This is a genomic window from Paenibacillus sp. FSL P4-0113 (assembly GCF_038009305.1).
Classification (GTDB): domain Bacteria; phylum Bacillota; class Bacilli; order Paenibacillales; family Paenibacillaceae; genus Paenibacillus; species Paenibacillus polymyxa_D.
Genome location: NZ_JBBPAZ010000001.1, coordinates 748,337 through 765,171 on the forward strand (window position 1 = coordinate 748,337; position 16,835 = coordinate 765,171).

At 45.5% G+C, this 16,835-nt stretch carries 16 protein-coding genes; 13 read left to right on the forward strand and 3 right to left on the reverse strand.

What is annotated here, in order from left to right:
• Positions 1-109: 109 nt before the first annotated feature.
• The 5 genes from MKX46_RS02810 to MKX46_RS02830 are packed head-to-tail and all read left to right on the forward strand — an operon-like array spanning position 110 to position 4,386.
• Positions 110-817: a lantibiotic protection ABC transporter ATP-binding protein gene (locus tag MKX46_RS02810; protein ID WP_341070882.1), complete on the forward strand. Its 708-nt coding sequence runs from the start codon at positions 110-112 to the stop codon at positions 815-817.
• 1 nt (position 818) lies between these two features.
• A complete protein-coding gene (locus MKX46_RS02815) occupies positions 819-1,550 on the forward strand; it encodes a lantibiotic immunity ABC transporter MutE/EpiE family permease subunit (protein WP_341070883.1) in 732 nt (243 codons plus the stop codon).
• A gap of 1 nt (position 1,551) precedes the next feature.
• Positions 1,552-2,310, forward strand: a complete 759-nt coding sequence (locus tag MKX46_RS02820) for a lantibiotic immunity ABC transporter MutG family permease subunit (protein WP_341070884.1) — start codon at positions 1,552-1,554, stop codon at positions 2,308-2,310.
• A 37-nt stretch (positions 2,311-2,347) separates the two neighbouring features.
• The gene (locus MKX46_RS02825; RefSeq protein WP_029515155.1) at positions 2,348-3,007 is read left to right on the forward strand and encodes a response regulator transcription factor; all 660 of its coding nucleotides are present in this window, start codon (positions 2,348-2,350) and stop codon (positions 3,005-3,007) included.
• The gene (locus MKX46_RS02830; protein WP_069011820.1) at positions 2,998-4,386 is read left to right on the forward strand and encodes a HAMP domain-containing sensor histidine kinase; all 1,389 of its coding nucleotides are present in this window, start codon (positions 2,998-3,000) and stop codon (positions 4,384-4,386) included. Before MKX46_RS02825 ends, MKX46_RS02830 begins: the two co-directional genes overlap by 10 nt.
• A 298-nt stretch (positions 4,387-4,684) precedes the next feature.
• Here the strand turns inward: MKX46_RS02830 and MKX46_RS02835 are convergent, their stop codons facing one another.
• Entirely contained in the window at positions 4,685-6,736 is a 2,052-nt protein-coding gene (locus MKX46_RS02835) for a stalk domain-containing protein (protein ID WP_069011818.1), read from the reverse strand.
• A 378-nt stretch (positions 6,737-7,114) separates the two neighbouring features.
• On the opposite strand from MKX46_RS02835, the gene MKX46_RS02840 reads away from it, so the two are divergent.
• Positions 7,115-7,444: a DUF3817 domain-containing protein gene (locus tag MKX46_RS02840; protein WP_069011816.1), complete on the forward strand. Its 330-nt coding sequence runs from the start codon at positions 7,115-7,117 to the stop codon at positions 7,442-7,444.
• A 206-nt stretch (positions 7,445-7,650) separates the two neighbouring features.
• Here MKX46_RS02840 and MKX46_RS02845 read toward each other — a convergent pair whose 3' ends face one another.
• The gene (locus MKX46_RS02845; protein ID WP_029515150.1) at positions 7,651-7,902 is read right to left on the reverse strand and encodes a YolD-like family protein; all 252 of its coding nucleotides are present in this window, start codon (positions 7,900-7,902) and stop codon (positions 7,651-7,653) included.
• 202 nt (positions 7,903-8,104) lie between these two features.
• A complete protein-coding gene (locus MKX46_RS02850; protein ID WP_029515149.1) occupies positions 8,105-8,674 on the reverse strand; it encodes a TetR/AcrR family transcriptional regulator in 570 nt (189 codons plus the stop codon).
• 137 nt (positions 8,675-8,811) lie between these two features.
• Here MKX46_RS02850 and MKX46_RS02855 point away from each other — a divergent pair, with 137 nt between their 5' ends.
• From MKX46_RS02855 to MKX46_RS02885, 7 genes are all read left to right on the forward strand, one after another.
• Positions 8,812-10,275, forward strand: coding sequence for a DHA2 family efflux MFS transporter permease subunit (locus tag MKX46_RS02855; RefSeq protein WP_069011926.1), 1,464 nt, complete (start codon positions 8,812-8,814; stop codon positions 10,273-10,275).
• A gap of 207 nt (positions 10,276-10,482) precedes the next feature.
• Positions 10,483-12,018 carry a nickel ABC transporter substrate-binding protein gene (gene nikA / locus MKX46_RS02860; RefSeq protein WP_340932290.1) on the forward strand — a complete coding sequence of 512 codons (1,536 nt, stop codon included), beginning with the start codon at positions 10,483-10,485 and terminating at the stop codon, positions 12,016-12,018.
• Position 12,019: 1 nt separating this feature from the next.
• Positions 12,020-12,964 carry a nickel ABC transporter permease gene (gene nikB, locus MKX46_RS02865; protein ID WP_165146512.1) on the forward strand — a complete coding sequence of 315 codons (945 nt, stop codon included), beginning with the start codon at positions 12,020-12,022 and terminating at the stop codon, positions 12,962-12,964.
• Positions 12,961-13,815: a nickel transporter permease gene (nikC, locus tag MKX46_RS02870; protein WP_340932291.1), complete on the forward strand. Its 855-nt coding sequence runs from the start codon at positions 12,961-12,963 to the stop codon at positions 13,813-13,815. The genes nikB and nikC overlap by 4 nt, the downstream gene beginning before the upstream one ends.
• 8 nt (positions 13,816-13,823) lie before the next feature.
• Positions 13,824-14,660, forward strand: a complete 837-nt coding sequence (locus MKX46_RS02875) for an ABC transporter ATP-binding protein (protein WP_341070885.1) — start codon at positions 13,824-13,826, stop codon at positions 14,658-14,660.
• The gene (locus MKX46_RS02880) at positions 14,653-15,495 is read left to right on the forward strand and encodes an ABC transporter ATP-binding protein (RefSeq protein ID WP_341070886.1); all 843 of its coding nucleotides are present in this window, start codon (positions 14,653-14,655) and stop codon (positions 15,493-15,495) included. Before MKX46_RS02875 ends, MKX46_RS02880 begins: the two co-directional genes overlap by 8 nt.
• On the forward strand, positions 15,462-16,772 hold the full coding sequence (locus tag MKX46_RS02885; RefSeq protein WP_250238937.1) for an MATE family efflux transporter: 1,311 nt from the start codon (positions 15,462-15,464) through the stop codon (positions 16,770-16,772). Before MKX46_RS02880 ends, MKX46_RS02885 begins: the two co-directional genes overlap by 34 nt.
• Positions 16,773-16,835 lie beyond the last annotated feature (63 nt).

Consider the following 16,835-nt stretch of genomic DNA (forward strand, 5'->3'; position numbering starts at 1 on the left):
ATACTGTATGAATGCATAAAGTTTGAAACATTAATATTTCAATCCTTATAAAGTTCTTAGAATTGATCTGTAAAGTAGTTGTCAGAACGAATGAAAAGGATGAACTGATATGGATAACATTATTTTACAAACTAAAAATCTCTGCAAAACCTTCAGACGACAACAGGCGGTGAATAACGTCACATTGTCTATTCAGGAGAATTCCGTGTATGGTCTGCTCGGCCCGAATGGGGCAGGAAAATCAACTACCTTAAAAATGTTAACTGGTATGCTACGCCCCACGGCCGGTGAGATTTTATTTCAAGGAAAACCCTGGTCTCGAAAAGATCTCGCTCAGATCGGCGCACTGATCGAATCTCCTCCACTCTATGAGAATTTGACAGCTAGAGAGAATCTAAAGGTTCGTACAACCTTGCTCGGATTACCTGATTCACGAATTGATGAAGTACTGAACATTGTTGATTTGATTCATACGGGGAAAAAATGCTCTGGCCAGTTCTCGATGGGCATGAAACAGCGGCTGGGCATTGCCATTGCACTCCTCAACCATCCCAAGTTACTAATTTTAGATGAGCCAACCAACGGGCTTGACCCCATTGGCATTCAGGAGCAACGCGAGCTGATTCGCTCCTTTCCGAAGCAAGGAATTACCGTAATTCTTTCCAGTCATATCCTATCTGAAGTCGAACAAATCGTTGACCATGTCGGCATCATCGCCGGTGGCATATTAGCTTACCAAGAGGCGGTTACACCAGGACAAGACTTGGAATCGTTGTTCATGCAGATTGCACAGGAATACCGAAAGAGAGGTGAGTAGGATGCAGCAATATATAGCCGCCGAACATCTAAAATTAAAGCGTACCTTCACGAAAAAATTGGTCTGGCTTGCCCCCATCGTTACTCTTCTTCTGTGTACCGTGCTCATGGGAGGACGTATGCTCCAAAGCGCCAGCTACAATTGGTGGTATTTCATGCTACTGCCAGGTGCCCTTACCTTAATGTGCTCAGGAGTGATTCAAAAGGACGGCAAGAAGCTAAAATACCGTGCTGTCCTCGGCATGTCTGTAGATTTGGCTCGGGTATGGTACGGTAAAATCGGGATTTGCGTAAGGCTCTTAATGGTTTCCTCTATTATCCTATTTACAGGGATAACTCTTGGCGGATTCGTATTCTCAACTTCCATGACACTAGCAGGAAGCGTCGCTGCAACTCTGATACTCTTCATCACCTTTTTGTGGCAAGTTCCACTTTGCCTGTTCCTAACGGACCGAATAGGCATGTTTGCCACCCTAATCATCAACATGGTGGGCAACGCAGCCTGTACCATTTTGTTCGCTACGTCTTCTGTATGGTGGGCGGTACCCTATGCTATTCCAGCGAGATTGATGTGCGCCGTCATTCAAGTGCTGCCTAATGGGCTTGCCGTTCCTTCAGGAGATCCACTTTTGGATAGAGGCGTAATTGTGCCCGGCCTGTTGATCACAGTATGTCTATTCATGATTCTGTCAGTGCTGACGGCCATTTCTTTCCGCAAACGGGAGGCTAAGTAAGATGATATCTTTCTTCCGCAATCTGAAATCTGATGTGCTTAAACTTAGAAGACAGCCCTTATTGCTCGTGCAGCTGCTTGTGCCGATCTTGGGGATAGCAATTTTTCTAGCCTATTATTCCTTCACTCCATACTCACCGATTTCGAAGGTTGACGGCTATTTGCAGGTCCTGGCCGTGGCTCTTCCTACCATGATTGGTATTGTCTGCTCCATTACTGCCGATCAGGAGTCAGCCGCTGGGAATTTCCAGCAGCTCTTAACCTCGCCAGTGAAGCTGCTACCTTTCCTGAGCAAGCTCAGCCTACTTCTGTGCTTGGGATTTGGCAGTGTGCTGCTTGCCTCAGGCGGCTTTGGGGCTGGCTATATATATCTTATGAAAGAGTCCCCGTATGGCTTGAAGTTTTATGTGTTGGCTGCCTGCATTCTGTTTGTGTCCAGTGTGTTCCTTTATATTCTGCATTTTTTCATTAGTTTGCGGTTCGGTAAGGGAGCTTCCATCGGTCTGGGTATCATGGAGAGTCTATTGTCCGCTTTGCTTCTTACAGGGCTGGGTGATCATAATTGGATATTCTTCCCCGCTGCTTGGGCGGCCCGGTTCATCACGATCTGGGTGCAATACGGCGTAAGCTCAGCAGATTCTATCCCTGAAGCTATACAGCTTCATTTGGGAATCAGATATTGCGTAGTAGGGACCTTAGTCATCATGGTATTATTAGGGTTATGGATTTGTCGTTGGGAAGGACAAAATTCGTTGGAGTAAAGATTAGAGTAAAGAAAGCAAGGGATGTGAATAAAGCATGGCAAACTTGTTGGCCGTTGATGACGAACCCGCCGTTTTGGCACTCCTTCAAAATATTTTGCAGAAAGATGGCCATGTTGTCACGGTGGTCTCCGCCTCCCCACAGGTTCTCACCATGCAGCTCGGAGCATTTGATCTTATACTGCTTGACGTGATGATGCCTACCATGGACGGATTCACACTCTGCCGGGAAATTCGCAGCAAGGTAGACTGTCCGATACTGTTTCTTACCGCAAAATCCATGGAGAACGATGTGATGTTGGGGCTTGGGGATGGAGCCGACGATTATATTGTCAAACCGTTCGGCACTGGAGAGCTGCGCGCACGAATCAACGCCCATCTCAGACGGGAGAATCGTGAACGGCGTAATGTATTCTGCATCGGGGAAGTTCATTTCAATTTGTCTGGCAAGGAAATCACCGTTCAGAATGTTGTAGTCCCGTTTACCAAAAGTGAATATGAGATATGTAAGTTTCTAGCTTTGAACTGGGGGCAGGTATTCTCTAAGGAGCAGATTTACGAAGCGGTCTTCGGCTTGGATGGGGACAGCGATTCCGCCACCATTGTGGAGCATGTCAAAAATATCCGGGCCAAGCTTGGCAAAGTAGAGGTTTCTCCAGTGGAGACGGTTTGGGGGATCGGCTACCGATGGAAGTAACCAAAGTACAACAAGCACGCAAGACTACCAAATTACGAACCATTTTCCTGGGTTATTTAGTTATGTTTTGTATTGGGACGATTGCGCTCGCTCTGTTCCTGGTCCTCATCTTCTATGCCCTGATATCTTATGGGGCCATTCTTCCCGCGAACTATGCGGAGAAGCAGGTACGGGAGGACAAGTCAATCATTGAAGCGGGCAAGACCCTGCAACCGAATTCTCAGATAAAACTGTATAAGTACGCGTTGTTCACTTCGGAAGGCCGCCTCATTGAAGGAAATCTTTCTGAAAACCAGGCCCAAGCCGCTTGGAGTGTTACGCAGCAGAGCAATACTGTGTATCAATTTCCCTATAACTATGTAAAAGTTCCACATCATGATGAAATTACTGTGATGCGCTATTCTGTCTCGGCACAGTTTGAACTTCCTATCCTGCGTCAATATCTGCCGAACGCAGAATTGTCCTTTTTGGCCGTGTTCTGTATCGCCTTCCTGGGGGGAGGTGCTTTACTGGCTTCCTCCTTCGGACGAAAGCTGGCACGTAAGATGATCGGATTGCAGCAGGCTACCAAACAAATTCAAGCACAGGATTTGGACTTCTCAATCAAGTTCAGTGGCGTGATGGAGATCGATCAGGTGCTGCATTCCATGGATAAAATGAAAGAAACTTTAAAGGCATCGCTTCAGAAACAGTGGAATCTCGAAAAATCCCGCCGCGAGCAAATTTCCGCTCTAGCACACGATGTCAAAACACCACTCACTATCGTTCGTGGAAACGTAGAGCTACTGTCCGAGACCGAACAGTCCGAAGAGCAAAAGAACTATACGGATTATATTGCGGAAAGCACCAGGCAGATGGAGCAGTATATTAAAACTCTCATTGACATTTCAAAAGCGGAAACACTAGTCACCCTGCGGGCGGAAACGATGGATGCTGACTTCTATTTATCGAAAGTGAAAGATCAGATAATGGCCTTGGCTGCTGTCAAAAAAATATCTGTAGCATTCGCTGCATATAACCTCCCTAAGACGCTGTATGCAGACCCAGTGCTACTTGAGCGTGCCATTATGAATGTTGCTTCTAATGCGGTAGATCAGGCGCCTGAATACAGCGAAATCCAGCTGATCGTAGAGTCTGTTGAAAACTGTATTCGGTTCAGCATCGTAGACGAAGGCCCGGGCTTCTCTCCAGCAGGTCTCAAACAGGCCGCCGAGCAGTTTTATATGGGTGATTCATCCAGAAGATTGAGTGGACATTACGGTATGGGCCTGTATATAACAAAATCCATTGTCAACCTACATGGCGGACAACTGATCATCACCAACTCCACCCAGACAAGCGGCGGACAGGTAAGCATTGAGATACCAATCAGTGCATGAATCATACAAGCGAGAATCAATCCTATCGTATACCTTAATCATTCCAGGTGCGACCAAGCCTGATCAGATCGAAACTAATCTTCAAACGCTGAGTATTCAACTAACTGTAGAAGATCTTAAGCAGCTTAATATCATTTTAGTCAAAATAACTTGTTTACAGAGTAGCTGATTGTCAATTTATAACTCTATTAGCGGGCGCTTATAAAGCGCCCCTTTTCGCATTTTACGTACACTTATTGGATAGTAGACAAAAAGGAGTTCTAAAGTTTTCACTTTAGAACTCTTTTAACAGATGCATTTATTTGGTAATCGTAATTTGTTTGGATGCAGTATTATAGTTCACCTGATACCCCGAAAGCTCGCTAATCACTCGTAATGGAACCAGCGTGTAGCCGTTAACAATAACCGGAGCTGTGATGTTCGTCGAATAACTTCGGGAGTTGTTTAACTCATATACGGCAAGGGTCGAATTCTTGACTTGAAGCACTACCTGTTTGCCGTCTGTAGGTCGATTCAGAATAATCTTTTTGGTCGATTTTTCATAATTCACCTCGTAACCTATCCGTTCACTGATAAAGCGCAGCGGGACCATCGTCGCCCCATTAATGATCCGAGGAGCCTGAGCCATCGTCGTAGCACGACCATCGACATAAGCTGATTTAGCTCCTGGTGTCAGGGTGAACGAAGATGAATAGGAGGAAACCGCATTGTTAGGATATGAAGACGTTGTACCAGAAGTGGTTGTCGTAGTAGAACTCGTCCCGGATGATGAACTACCGGTACCAATCGCTCTATTGCGAATAGCTTCTAGCCGATCCAGCAGATCGCTTTTACGGGTTCCGCTCGGCAGATCACTGATTGCATCTCTGGCAGAACGCCAGTCGGACGCATTTAGACTGTTTTCCGCAATTCGCATCAAATCTCTTGCTTTCTCATAGTTCGATGAACTAGATGAAGAAGAGTAGTAACCATCCGAATCCGTGCGTTCTGATATCTTTACACCGCTAGATTCTCTTCCATTGCTATTGACAGTCACGACCTTAATCTCATACCAGCGTCCTTCTCGCAAATCCGTGATTTTATAGGACTCAGAGCTTGTAGTCCCCTTATAATCACCATCCACATATATCTTCACCTTGTCGGCTCGACTCGGCATATCATAGGTGATTTTGATCCAGGTGTCACTTTTGCTATCTACTTCAAGATTGGACACTTCTGACGAATTGGAAGACGTACTGTCCGTTGTGGCAGTTAGTCTCACACCGGAGGACAATGTACCTGTGCTTCGCTTAGATCTTATCGTGAACGTATAGGTCTGGCTTGCCGAAAGATTGTTGAAAGTATAGGATGTTCCTGTTGAATCGGTTACCAGTTGCCCGTCCTTATACAGACTGACCGTACTAATTCCGCTAGGCCTTGTCCAGGAAACAGTAACACTATAGTTATTAACTGATGTCACTGAAGCACCTGTCACATCGGGCACGATATCGGTAGAGACCGTAGAAGTTGTAACTGGAATACTAACTCCTTGAGATATATTTCCGGATTTGTCTATCGTTTTGACCGTTACGGTATAGGCTGTGGCAGCATTCAAGACATTAAACGTGTAAGACGTGCCTGTGGTTCTTTGAATTTCTGTACCATTTAAATAGACAATCGCTTGGCTTAAGTCAGCATCCTTAGGCAATATGTAATTGATGGTAAATCCATTATATCCTACATTCGTCGCTGCCAGTCCGCTTACTTCTCCTGGTGGTGTCTTATCCACAGGACCATCAGCGGAAGCCGTTTTAGCCTGTATTGTTGTACCGAGAGATTCATTTCCACTCTTATTCACCGTTTTCACGCGAAAGGTATATGTCGTGTTCGGCTGTAAACCGCTTAACATATAAGAGTTACTTCTAATGTTATCTACATACACATCGTTAGTAACACCCACCACTTTTACGTGGTCAAAATTGATGTCCGACGGATTGTTCCAGGACAAATTTACTTTTGTTGTTTCTGTAGGAACCGCTGTCAGATTGCTTACCTCTGCCGGCGCGATATTCGCAGTCACCATTTGGCTCGACATTACTTTTAGCATTTGGTTAAGATAGGTGTTCTGACCATAACCTTTGGTTAACGTAGTCACTTTCGGACCTGAAGTAACAGGCACTTGACTACCTTGAGCGGTTGCTAATTTGGTATGTAACTGTGTTGTATTTAGGCCTGTCAGATTTGAGTAATGCCTCTCAGTCGGCAACGCGCTAGCCACTGCATCGGGTGTCAAAATGCCATATCCCGTATTCAAAATCAGTGTAGCCGTTGCGAACGGAGCCATCCATTGACGCAAACGTTTTTTATTCATATTCTATGCTCTCCTTGATACCAGTATGGAAATTTTATTTGTCAAAAACTAATAAGTTAAGCTTACAAGCCCTTCTGCTGCAATCCAGCTTTTAAAATATGTACCATAATGTACACACGTTCATTTAACTGTTATCGGAATTTGCATACAAAATGTTTAGGCTTCACACCGTATTTTTACTGATAGGGGGTCGCGCATACAATAGGGATACACATTTTGACAAGTTAAATGAAATTACAATTATCGTTTCCAGGAGCGCTAAGCTGTGTGACGTTGGCATCTGCCGTAAATATTCGATATATCGTAACTTTCTACCGTTTAATAACAATGCATTATAGGATATATTAAATTTTAAGTAATAAGAGAAAGAGGTGTATTATGTTCAAAAATGCCTTTAAGATGTTTGGTGTCATTGGTAATATTGAAGCAATTTCATATCTACTGCTTGTGTGTATCGCTATGCCACTTAAATACGCAGCTGGAATACCGCAAATGGTAAGCTGGGTGGGTATGATCCATGGGGTACTGTTCGTGGCTTATGTTGTAGCGACTGTGGTCATGCTGATTATGCGGAAAATAACGCTACTGCAAAGTCTTGCTGCCTTGATTGCCTCACTTTTGCCGTTTGGCCCCTTCATTTTTGATCGTAAGGTGCTTAAGAAAGCCGAAGCACGTGCGAGTCATACCAGCCCGATAAAAGCTGCATAAGCATATACAAGGGCAAGTGCCAATACAACAACGCGGCTTTCTCTTCCCACTCATGCAGCAGTATACAAAAACAACCGATGGCTCTAAACCACTCGGTTGTTTTTGTATACGCGAATTTTAAATTGTTACTTTCCCTCGCAGTAAGGGAGACTCTAACTTTGTCATTCTTGTTGTCCCTTTCTGCTATATTTATGTAATCACAACAACTAATCTCTCGGGTAATTTACACTCATAATATCCATAAAAGGAACTTTATCCGTTTCTCCATTACTCTCTACATGAACCTTCCCTGTTCTTGGGTCCATTTTAACAATCTGTCCGCGGGTTGTTTCTGCGCGTCCCCATACGGTCAATACAACCTCGGATTGCTCTCGTTGTGCTTCTACAAGCTGATTCCCGATTTCCTCCAGTACAAATTCATCCCGAGTAGGCCGTTTGGGTACCTTCGCTTTTGCCACTTGCTATCACCCTTCCTTTCGTGCAAAATCAAAATCAAATTCATTCTATTTTACCATACTTTTCATCATTTGGTGCTGGTAATGTGAGTAAAATTACGTCTCAGAACCACAAAAAAGCCGAGTTCTCAAAAACGAGAACATCGGCTCTCTAAAGTTACTTGTTGGAGCTCATTAGGAGAGATTGAAAATTGAAGAGACAGGATTATTTGACCAACTGTGGAATGTAATCCACGATATTATAAATAGGAGCACTGCTCTGTTGCGTAACGGCCAAAATCAATGCACCTTCGAGCATCGAAATGATAAGTACCGCCAGACTGCGTGCCTTTTCCTCGTCCCAGCCCGATTCCTGAAGACGCTCCATATAGATGTGCTGCCAATCTGTAAACGTATTCACACAAGCATGACGTAGCGATTCACTAATACAGGAAGTTTCCGCAGCAGCCCAGAAGCCAATCGGCATGAAGTCGTTAAAGCCGGTACGGTCTGCCTCCTCAGCTGTATTACGAATAAAATCCTGAATGGCTAGCACTGGATTATCATTCCCGTCCAGTGTCTGTTTTAATTTTTGCTTTATAAACTCATTCCCTCTTCTTATGCACTCCAAAGCCAATTCTTCTTTACCACGCGGAAAATAATAATAAAGTGACCCTTTCGGTGATCCACTCTCCGCAAGAATCTGATTCAGTCCGGTCGCGTGATACCCCTGATGAAAAAAGAGCTTCGATGCGGTTTGTACGATATTCTCGTATGATTCGGGTTTAGCAGCCATATACAGCATCCTTCATTATTTAATATTTACAACTTATACTTTGACAAAAAAATAACAACATGTTTATTATATATAGACCGATTGTTATAATTCAACACTATTAATTTATTTGGAGGAACAAAAACAACATGAGTACAATGAGTCAAACAAGTTCACCCTCTGAACCCAAAACGTTCAAGGTGCTACCTATTATGATTGCGCTGCTCCTTAGCGGCTTTATTGGGATGTTCAGTGAAACGGCACTTAACATTGCACTGAATGATTTGATGCAGATTTTGCATATTACAACTGCAACAGCCCAATGGCTGACAACCGCTTATCTGCTTACACTCGGTATTTTAGTACCTGTATCGGGATTGCTGATTCAAACCTTTACGACAAGACAGCTGTTTGTTACATCGTTGCTGTTCTCAATAGCTGGTTGTCTCGTTGCTGCGCTTGCACCTACTTTTTCAGTGCTATTGATCGCACGTATTCTTCAGGCCATTGGCACGGCGTTGTTATTGCCATTGATGTTTAACACCATCTTGATCATTTTCCCGGCTGAAAAGAGAGGCGCGGCTATGGGGATCATCGGATTGGTCATTATGTTCGCACCGGCAGTGGGCCCTACCATTGCAGGACTGGTACTGCAAAATCTGTCTTGGCACTGGATCTTCTGGATCTCCCTTCCGTTCTTGGTTCTCTCACTGATTTGCGGTATTTTATTTATGCAAAACGTTTCAAAAACGACCAAGCCCAAAATTGATTTTTTATCTATCCTGTTATCTTCCATTGGCTTCGGCGGTGTCGTGTTTGGTTTCAGTAAATCCGGAGAAGGTGGCGAAGGTTGGGCTAGCCTGATGGTTCTGCTTCCTGTGATTGTCGGTCTGATATCGTTGATACTGTTCTCTGTACGTCAATTGAAAATGAAGCAGCCTATGTTGAATTTGCGTGTATTTAAATACCCTATGTTTGTTATTGGCGTTATTATGGTGTTCCTATGTATGATGACGATCCTTTCTACGATGCTGATTCTTCCACTCTTTTTGCAAAAGGGGCTGGCTCTGTCTGCTCTAACAGCAGGTTTAGTACTTCTGCCCGGTGGGATTATCAACGGCCTCTTGTCTCCTATTATGGGTTCATTGTTCGATAAATTCGGTCCCAAGTGGCTTGTCATTCCAGGACTTGTGATTGTAGCTGCTGTTTTGTTTTTCCTGTCCGGCATTACAACAACATCAACTCTTGTACTCATTATTGTGCTTCATAGCTGCTTGATGATCGGCATTTCCATGATTATGATGCCAGCTCAGACAAACGGCCTAAATCAGCTCCCTATGGATCTATACCCAGACGGAACAGCCATTATGAGTACGCTCCAACAAGTTGCTGGTGCAATCGGTACAGCTGTAGCGGTAAGCATTCTCTCCAAAGGTATGGAAGGCTATTTGAGCCAATCCAGTATGCCTGAATCCGTAAATGAAATGGCCAATGCCATGACAATCGGATCACAAAATTCATTTTTCTTTGCGATGATCATCAGTGTGATCGGGTTGATCCTTGCCTTTTTCATCCGCAGAGTTCATGTTGAACATGGCACTGCCAAAGCTCCCATGCACTAATTCATAATTTTCATGTGACCCCAAATTAAAAATATGTGAATAAACTTAAAGACTGCTAACCATATCACTATTGGTTAGCAGTCTTTTTGATATGAATTTACATACACATTCGTCAATTACATATTTACAAAGCACCTTCATTTGGTTACGATATGATTTATGAGTTAAAGCGTAAAAATTACGATTACTATTAAGGAGGACTCCCTGTTGTTTAAACGTTCTTATTTTAAACTATTTATACCTGCGGTAATGGCGGTGATGATGGCAGCCTGCGCTTCATCTCCGTCAGCTTCACCCTCTCCATCTGCTGCACCACAAGATAAAAGTGTCACCTTATTGTTCAACGTGCAAAGCCCTACTATAGACCCCCATTCAGATGTAAATTACACAGCTGTTCGTGCTGGAGTAAGTGAAACACTGATCAAAGTGAACAAGGATCTTAAGCTGGAAGCTTGGCTTGCAGACAAATGGAACAGCAAGGACGGACAGCACTGGACCTTCAACATCCGATCAGGTGTGAACTTCCACAGCGGTAAAACCGTCAATGCTGCTGCTGTCAAAGCCTCTTTGGAAAGAGCGTTAAAGCTCAATCCATCGGTCAAAAATGCGCTACATATCCGTGATATTCATGCGGATGGACAGATTTTGACCATTACGACAGACAAGCCTTTCCCAGAATTTGTGTCTGAGCTGGTTCATCCGAATACGGCTATTATAGACACCACAGCTACAGGTGACCTCCCATCTGGGACGGGACCGTTCAAGGTTGCCAGCTTCCGTGCTGGAAGTGAACTGAATTTAGATCGCAATGAACAATATTGGAACGGTGAAGTAAAGTTGAAACATGCCAAATTCATGTTTAACGAAGACGCCAATGCACGTCAGCTTGCTTTTCAAGCCAAAACTGCTGATATTGTGTATCGCCCGCCAATTGAAAGCCTGGAGCTATTGAAAGCTGATTCTACCGTTAAGGTTGACTCACTTCCTAGTTTGCGAACGCATCAACTTATTTATAATATGAACAATAACGATCTGAAAAAGACGGCTGTGCGTAAGGCATTCGATAACCTGATCAACCGTGATGAGATTGCCAGCGGTATCATGTCCGGCAAGGGAACCCCTGCTCAAGGGCCATTCTTGCCCGACTTTCCATTTTCGCCGGAATATATTACGAAAAAATTTGATTTAAATGCTGCACGAGAAGGCTTCAAGCAAGCTGGATATACAGTGCAGAACGGAAAAGTTGCAACCCCTGACGGCAAGCCGCTTCAACTTACATTACTAACTTACCAGTCGAGAGCGGAACTTCCACTCATTTCCCAGCTGATTCAGGCTAATGCTAAAGAACTTGGCATTACGATTGATATCCGTCAGGTTGATAATATTGACGAATATCTTGCCGCTCATCAGGATTGGGATTTAGCGACTTATAGTAGCATTACAGCCCCGCGCGGCGATGCAAGCTATTTTCTAAATGCGGCTTACATGCCTGAAGGAGCACTAAATTATGGGCGTGTGCATGTACCGGAACTCGCGAGTATGATTTCACAGCTGAACACAACCGTGAATGAGGAACAACGCAACAAGCTGGCGCTGAAAGCTGTCACACTGATTGACCAAGAAAATCTGCAATCCTTTCTGGTCCATCCAAACAACGTAGTGGCCTATCGCGATTACGTACATAACTGGGTAACTAGCCAAAGTGAATATTACTTGCTAACCCAGGACCTGGATGTGAACTAGCATGTTCAAATCCATGGCCAAAAAGTTTCTTGAACTGGTTTTGTTCTTTCTTATTCTTTCCTTTGTGAGCTTCTGTCTGCTTAAGCTTGTTCCGGGCGATCCCGTCCGGAGCATTCTCCGAGTCGATGATGTAGCTGTGTCCAATCAGCAAATTACGGATATGCGCAGCCAACTAGGGCTGGACCAACCATTACCTGTGCAATATGGTAAGTGGCTGGTTCAGTTGCTTCAGTTTGATTTTGGACAATCTTATTTAACCCATCGTCCGGTATTCACAGAGTTTATGGAAAAACTGCCTTATACGCTGCTGCTGACCGGAGGCTCTCTGTTCATTTTGCTGCTAATAGCTCTACCCTTGGGAACGATGGCTGCGCTCTACCGTAACCGCTGGATTGACAGCGCCAGTCGTGTGTTTGCCTTAATCGGCTCCTCGATTCCCAGCTTTTGGCTGGGGCTTTTGTTTATCGAATGGTTTGCAGTTAAATTGCGCATTTTGCCGTCTATGGGCGAAGGAACCGCTTTTCATTTGGTACTCCCTTCTCTTACCTTGGGATTAGCAATGGCGGCCGTTTATGTACGAATGATTCGCGCAAGTCTGATTGAAAGCTCGGGGCAAGACTTTATCAAAGCGGCGCAAGCGCGTGGAATCAGCCCCATCCGCATTTTTTTCAGACACATGCTTCGTCACAGTCTAGTTCCACTCATTACGGTATTCAGTGAGAGTATAGGCAGTCTACTGGGAGGCACAGTCGTAATTGAAGTGCTATTCGCCTATCCGGGGCTGGGAAAATGGATTGTGGATGCCATTGCTGCAAGGGATTACCCCATAATTCAGGGCTATACCGTATTTATGGCTGTATTCATTGTATGTATCAATATTTTGGTAGAGCTGTCCTACCGTTGGGTCAATCCTGAAATCGCTTTGAAGGAGAAACGTTTATCATGATAAAATCCGTACATGCGGAAAACGGGCAGCTCACTAGAACGCGATTGTCCAAAACATGGATCGTGTCGCTCTCCATCCTGCTCATTCTTTCAGCAATTACAGTCGTTCCGTTTCTTGTACCGCAAGATCCGTATCGTATCCAGATGGGGAATCGACTACAATCGATCAGCGCTACGCACTGGCTGGGAACGGATCATTTGGGCAGAGATGTACTATCGAGAGTCATAGCTGGACTTCGGACGACTGTCGGAACCAGTTTGTTGATTTTGGCAGTTTCGCTGGTTGTCGGGGTCCCTCTTGGTCTGTTTTCAGGATTTATTGGAGGCTGGATGGATCGTGTATTCAAGCGGGTGGTCGATGCCTTCATGACATTACCAGATTATATTTTTGCCATTGTGCTGAGCGGTTTGCTCGGACCAGGCTTAGTAAATCTTATTTTCGCGGTAACGGCGGTAAAATGGGTTGGTTATGCACGCCTAGTTCGTAGTACCGTGCTGGCTGAAAAGCAAAAGGATTACATTTCGTTATCCATACTAGCGGGTACCTCCTCCCTGCGGATTGTCATGCGACATATTCTCCCCCATGCAATAGGGAATGTTCTTGTGCTGGCTACGCTGGATGTCGGCAAAATTATTTTAATGATTGCCTCCCTATCTTTTTTGGGCTTAGGTCCACAGCCGCCAATTCCGGAATGGGGTACTATGTTGAATGAAGGACGAGCGTATTTTCAAATGGCTCCCCACCTGATGCTGGTTCCTGGGATAGCTGTCGTGCTAACCGTGCTACTGGCGAACGTATTTGGAGACAAGCTGCGCGACCGTTATGATGTTAAAACCCGGACAGAGGAGTGAACTGGTACATGCTGACTATTGAAGGCTTAACGATTCGGACCAATGTAAAAACGATTGTAAAGCAACTGGAGCTTGCCGTTCGTCCGGGGGAATGGTGTGCTCTAGCCGGCGAAAGCGGTAGCGGCAAAAGCATGACGGCGTTCGCTATCGGCGGACTTCTCCCCTCTTCTGTTAAAGCGGAAGGAATTATTGCGTGGAAGGACAATAATTTGCTGGATCTATCCGCTAAACAAAGACGTTCTTTGCTTGGTAGTGAAATATCTTACATTTTTCAAGACTACCATGGGGCTTTCACCCCCTTTCTGCGTGTGGGCAGCCAACTGGACGAGCTGATGCGCGCCCACGGCAAACAAGATCGCAGGGCGCGCAAGCAGCGCTGTATCGAGGTGCTGGAGCGCGTACAGCTTCCCGCCGAGCGTGTGTACCGCAGCTATCCGTTCCAACTCAGCGGCGGTCAATTGCAACGGGCAGCTATTGCGGCTGCACTCCTGCTGGAGCCGAAGCTGCTTATTGCCGACGAGCCTACAACAGCGTTGGATACGCTCACAGCTCATCGGGTGCTGCAGCTCATTGACCAAATCCGGACGGAAACGGGTATTTCCGTCTTGTGGATCACTCACGATCTGCGTCATGTACGCAAGTATGCAGATCGAATCGCAGTGATGCGCGAAGGTTCACTGGTTGAAATAGGTGAAACGCAAGCGGTGCTGAACCATCCGGACCACCCGTATACTCGTCGTCTATTGGCAGCTATTCCGCCGCTGTCTCCGGGCGCTCCAGCACGTTTACCTTACAACAGCACTGAAGAACAGGACGCAATGGAAAGGAGCGCTGCACATGAATAATCAAGCCGCCTGCGCTCAGCGGCAAGACACGTCTAATCCTGTCGTGACCGTCTCCGGTTTGACGAAGGCTTACACTGGAGGCAAAACGGTGCTGCAAGATGTTGCTCTGTCGATCTCCCCTCGAGAATGTCTGGGCATTGTCGGGGAAAGCGGCAGTGGGAAAAGCACACTCGCTCGCTGTATATTGACATTGGACCCATTTGATCAAGGTGAGCTTAGACTGGATGGACAGTCTATCCGAGGGCTAAAGCGGAGCGAATTAAAACGGATTCGCAGCAGGCTGGGTGCAGTATTTCAACATCCGTCTGCGGCTTTGAACCCCAGACTAACTATCCTGCAATCCCTGCTGGAGCCACTGGACCAGCTTAAGTACTATGTTCCTTCCTTTATGGCGGGTATGTCCTCAGAACGTCGGGATATAGCAGAACATTTGCTTGATATAGTAAAGCTTCCAGCCAGCTATCTGGACAAGTTTCCACATCAGCTCAGCGGTGGGGAAAAGCAGCGTGTAACCATCGCACGTGCCATCAGCACAGAGCCAAATTTTATCGTATTGGACGAGCCAACAGCAAGTCTGGATGTGACCACACAAGCCACCGTTTTGAATCTGCTCAAGGATTTGCAGGATGAGCTAGGATTGGCTTATCTGTTTATCTCACATGATCTGGCGGCTGTGCACTTTATGAGTGATCGAATCATGGTCATGAAAGAAGGCAGTGTGCTTGAACATTTTCCCAAAGAAGCATTATTTCATTCGGATCGCCATCCTTATACACAATCATTACTGGAGGTTTTTTCAACATGTTGCCTTCCCACCGAGCCTATCTTGCTTTAGCTATCCCTTTAATTATTTCGACGATTACAACCCCGCTACTCGGTGCGGTGGATACAGCTGTAATCGGTCATTTGAGCGATTCCGCGTATTTAGGCGGTGTAGCGGTGGGCACTCTTATTTTCAATACTTTATATTGGCTGTTTGGCTTCCTGCGAGTCAGCACATCAGCTTTCACGGCACAAGCCGCGGGGGCACAAAATAACGACCAGAGCATAGCTGCTCTCATGCGCCCACTGGCCATTGCTCTACTCATTGGTGCGGGATTCATTGTGTTACAAAAGCCAATTCTGCTCGCTTCTCTTCAGCTCATCCATCCGGCTCAGGATGTGGCGGCGCAGGCAGCAATTTATTTTAACATTCGTATTTGGGGAGCCCCTCTTACATTGGTGAACTATGTGCTGCTCGGCTGGCTGATGGGATTATCCCGTGTGAAGGCTACATTATTTTTGCAAATTACAATGAACGTAATCAATATGGTATTAGCTATTGTATTTACACAGATGATGCATTGGAATGTCACTGGTGTAGCAAGCGCTACTCTGATTGCGGAGGCTCTTGCATGTATATTGGGTCTAGTTCTGGTGTTCCGCTCATCGATTTGGAGAGAATGGAAGCAAAGCGGACAGATGAATTGGCGAGGATGGTTTGGAGCTTCAGAGTTGAAAAGTGTCATGGCAACAAACCTTGATCTTATGATTCGTACAGCCTGTCTGCTGACGATGTTTAATCTGTTTACGGCGCGCAGTGCGAGCTTTGGAACCGATCAATTGGCGGCAAACGCTATTTTGTTGCAGATCCATTACATTATGGCTTACTTTTTTGATGGGTTCGCCAACGCCAGTAGCATCATGACGGGTCAGGCTCGGGGCGCCGGGAATCGTGAAATGCTGCAAAGGGTTATTCACTTGTCCTGGTTCTGGACACTGGTGACCAGCGTAGTGACGGGAGGATTGTATTTCGCACTGAAAGAGCCGCTTATCTCGCTATTTACGGATAATGCTACAGTGATTAGTCTTACAGGCCCTTATAATGGATGGCTTGTGGTCTTTCCGCTGGCAGCCGGGCTGGGACTGGTATTCTACGGTGTATTTACAGGGATGACAGTAACGTATCCGATCCGTAATTCGATGCTGATTTCATTGCTCTGCTTTTTGATCGCTCTCTTCTGGTGCGTTCCCCATTATGGGAATCACGGACTTTGGTTGTCCTTTATCGTGTTTGCACTAGGACGGTCACTGTTTCTTGTAATCTATTTACCTCGCTTACAGAGGAAATAGCAGCATCTGATTTATTTCGCTCTCAAAAACAAAGGATGTCCTATCAACCATGTACGTGGTGTT

Coding starts and splice junctions, on each gene's coding strand:
- MKX46_RS02810 (WP_341070882.1), top strand. CDS start 110: ATGGATAACATTATTTTACAAACTAAAAATCTCTGCAAAACCTTCAGA.
- MKX46_RS02815 (WP_341070883.1), top strand. CDS start 819: ATGCAGCAATATATAGCCGCCGAACATCTAAAATTAAAGCGTACCTTC.
- MKX46_RS02820 (WP_341070884.1), top strand. CDS start 1,552: ATGATATCTTTCTTCCGCAATCTGAAATCTGATGTGCTTAAACTTAGA.
- MKX46_RS02825 (WP_029515155.1), top strand. CDS start 2,348: ATGGCAAACTTGTTGGCCGTTGATGACGAACCCGCCGTTTTGGCACTC.
- MKX46_RS02830 (WP_069011820.1), top strand. CDS start 2,998: ATGGAAGTAACCAAAGTACAACAAGCACGCAAGACTACCAAATTACGA.
- MKX46_RS02835 (WP_069011818.1), bottom strand. CDS start 6,736: ATGAATAAAAAACGTTTGCGTCAATGGATGGCTCCGTTCGCAACGGCT.
- MKX46_RS02840 (WP_069011816.1), top strand. CDS start 7,115: ATGTTCAAAAATGCCTTTAAGATGTTTGGTGTCATTGGTAATATTGAA.
- MKX46_RS02850 (WP_029515149.1), bottom strand. CDS start 8,674: ATGGCTGCTAAACCCGAATCATACGAGAATATCGTACAAACCGCATCG.
- MKX46_RS02855 (WP_069011926.1), top strand. CDS start 8,812: ATGAGTCAAACAAGTTCACCCTCTGAACCCAAAACGTTCAAGGTGCTA.
- nikB (WP_165146512.1), top strand. CDS start 12,020: ATGTTCAAATCCATGGCCAAAAAGTTTCTTGAACTGGTTTTGTTCTTT.
- nikC (WP_340932291.1), top strand. CDS start 12,961: ATGATAAAATCCGTACATGCGGAAAACGGGCAGCTCACTAGAACGCGA.
- MKX46_RS02875 (WP_341070885.1), top strand. CDS start 13,824: ATGCTGACTATTGAAGGCTTAACGATTCGGACCAATGTAAAAACGATT.
- MKX46_RS02880 (WP_341070886.1), top strand. CDS start 14,653: ATGAATAATCAAGCCGCCTGCGCTCAGCGGCAAGACACGTCTAATCCT.
- MKX46_RS02885 (WP_250238937.1), top strand. CDS start 15,462: ATGTTGCCTTCCCACCGAGCCTATCTTGCTTTAGCTATCCCTTTAATT.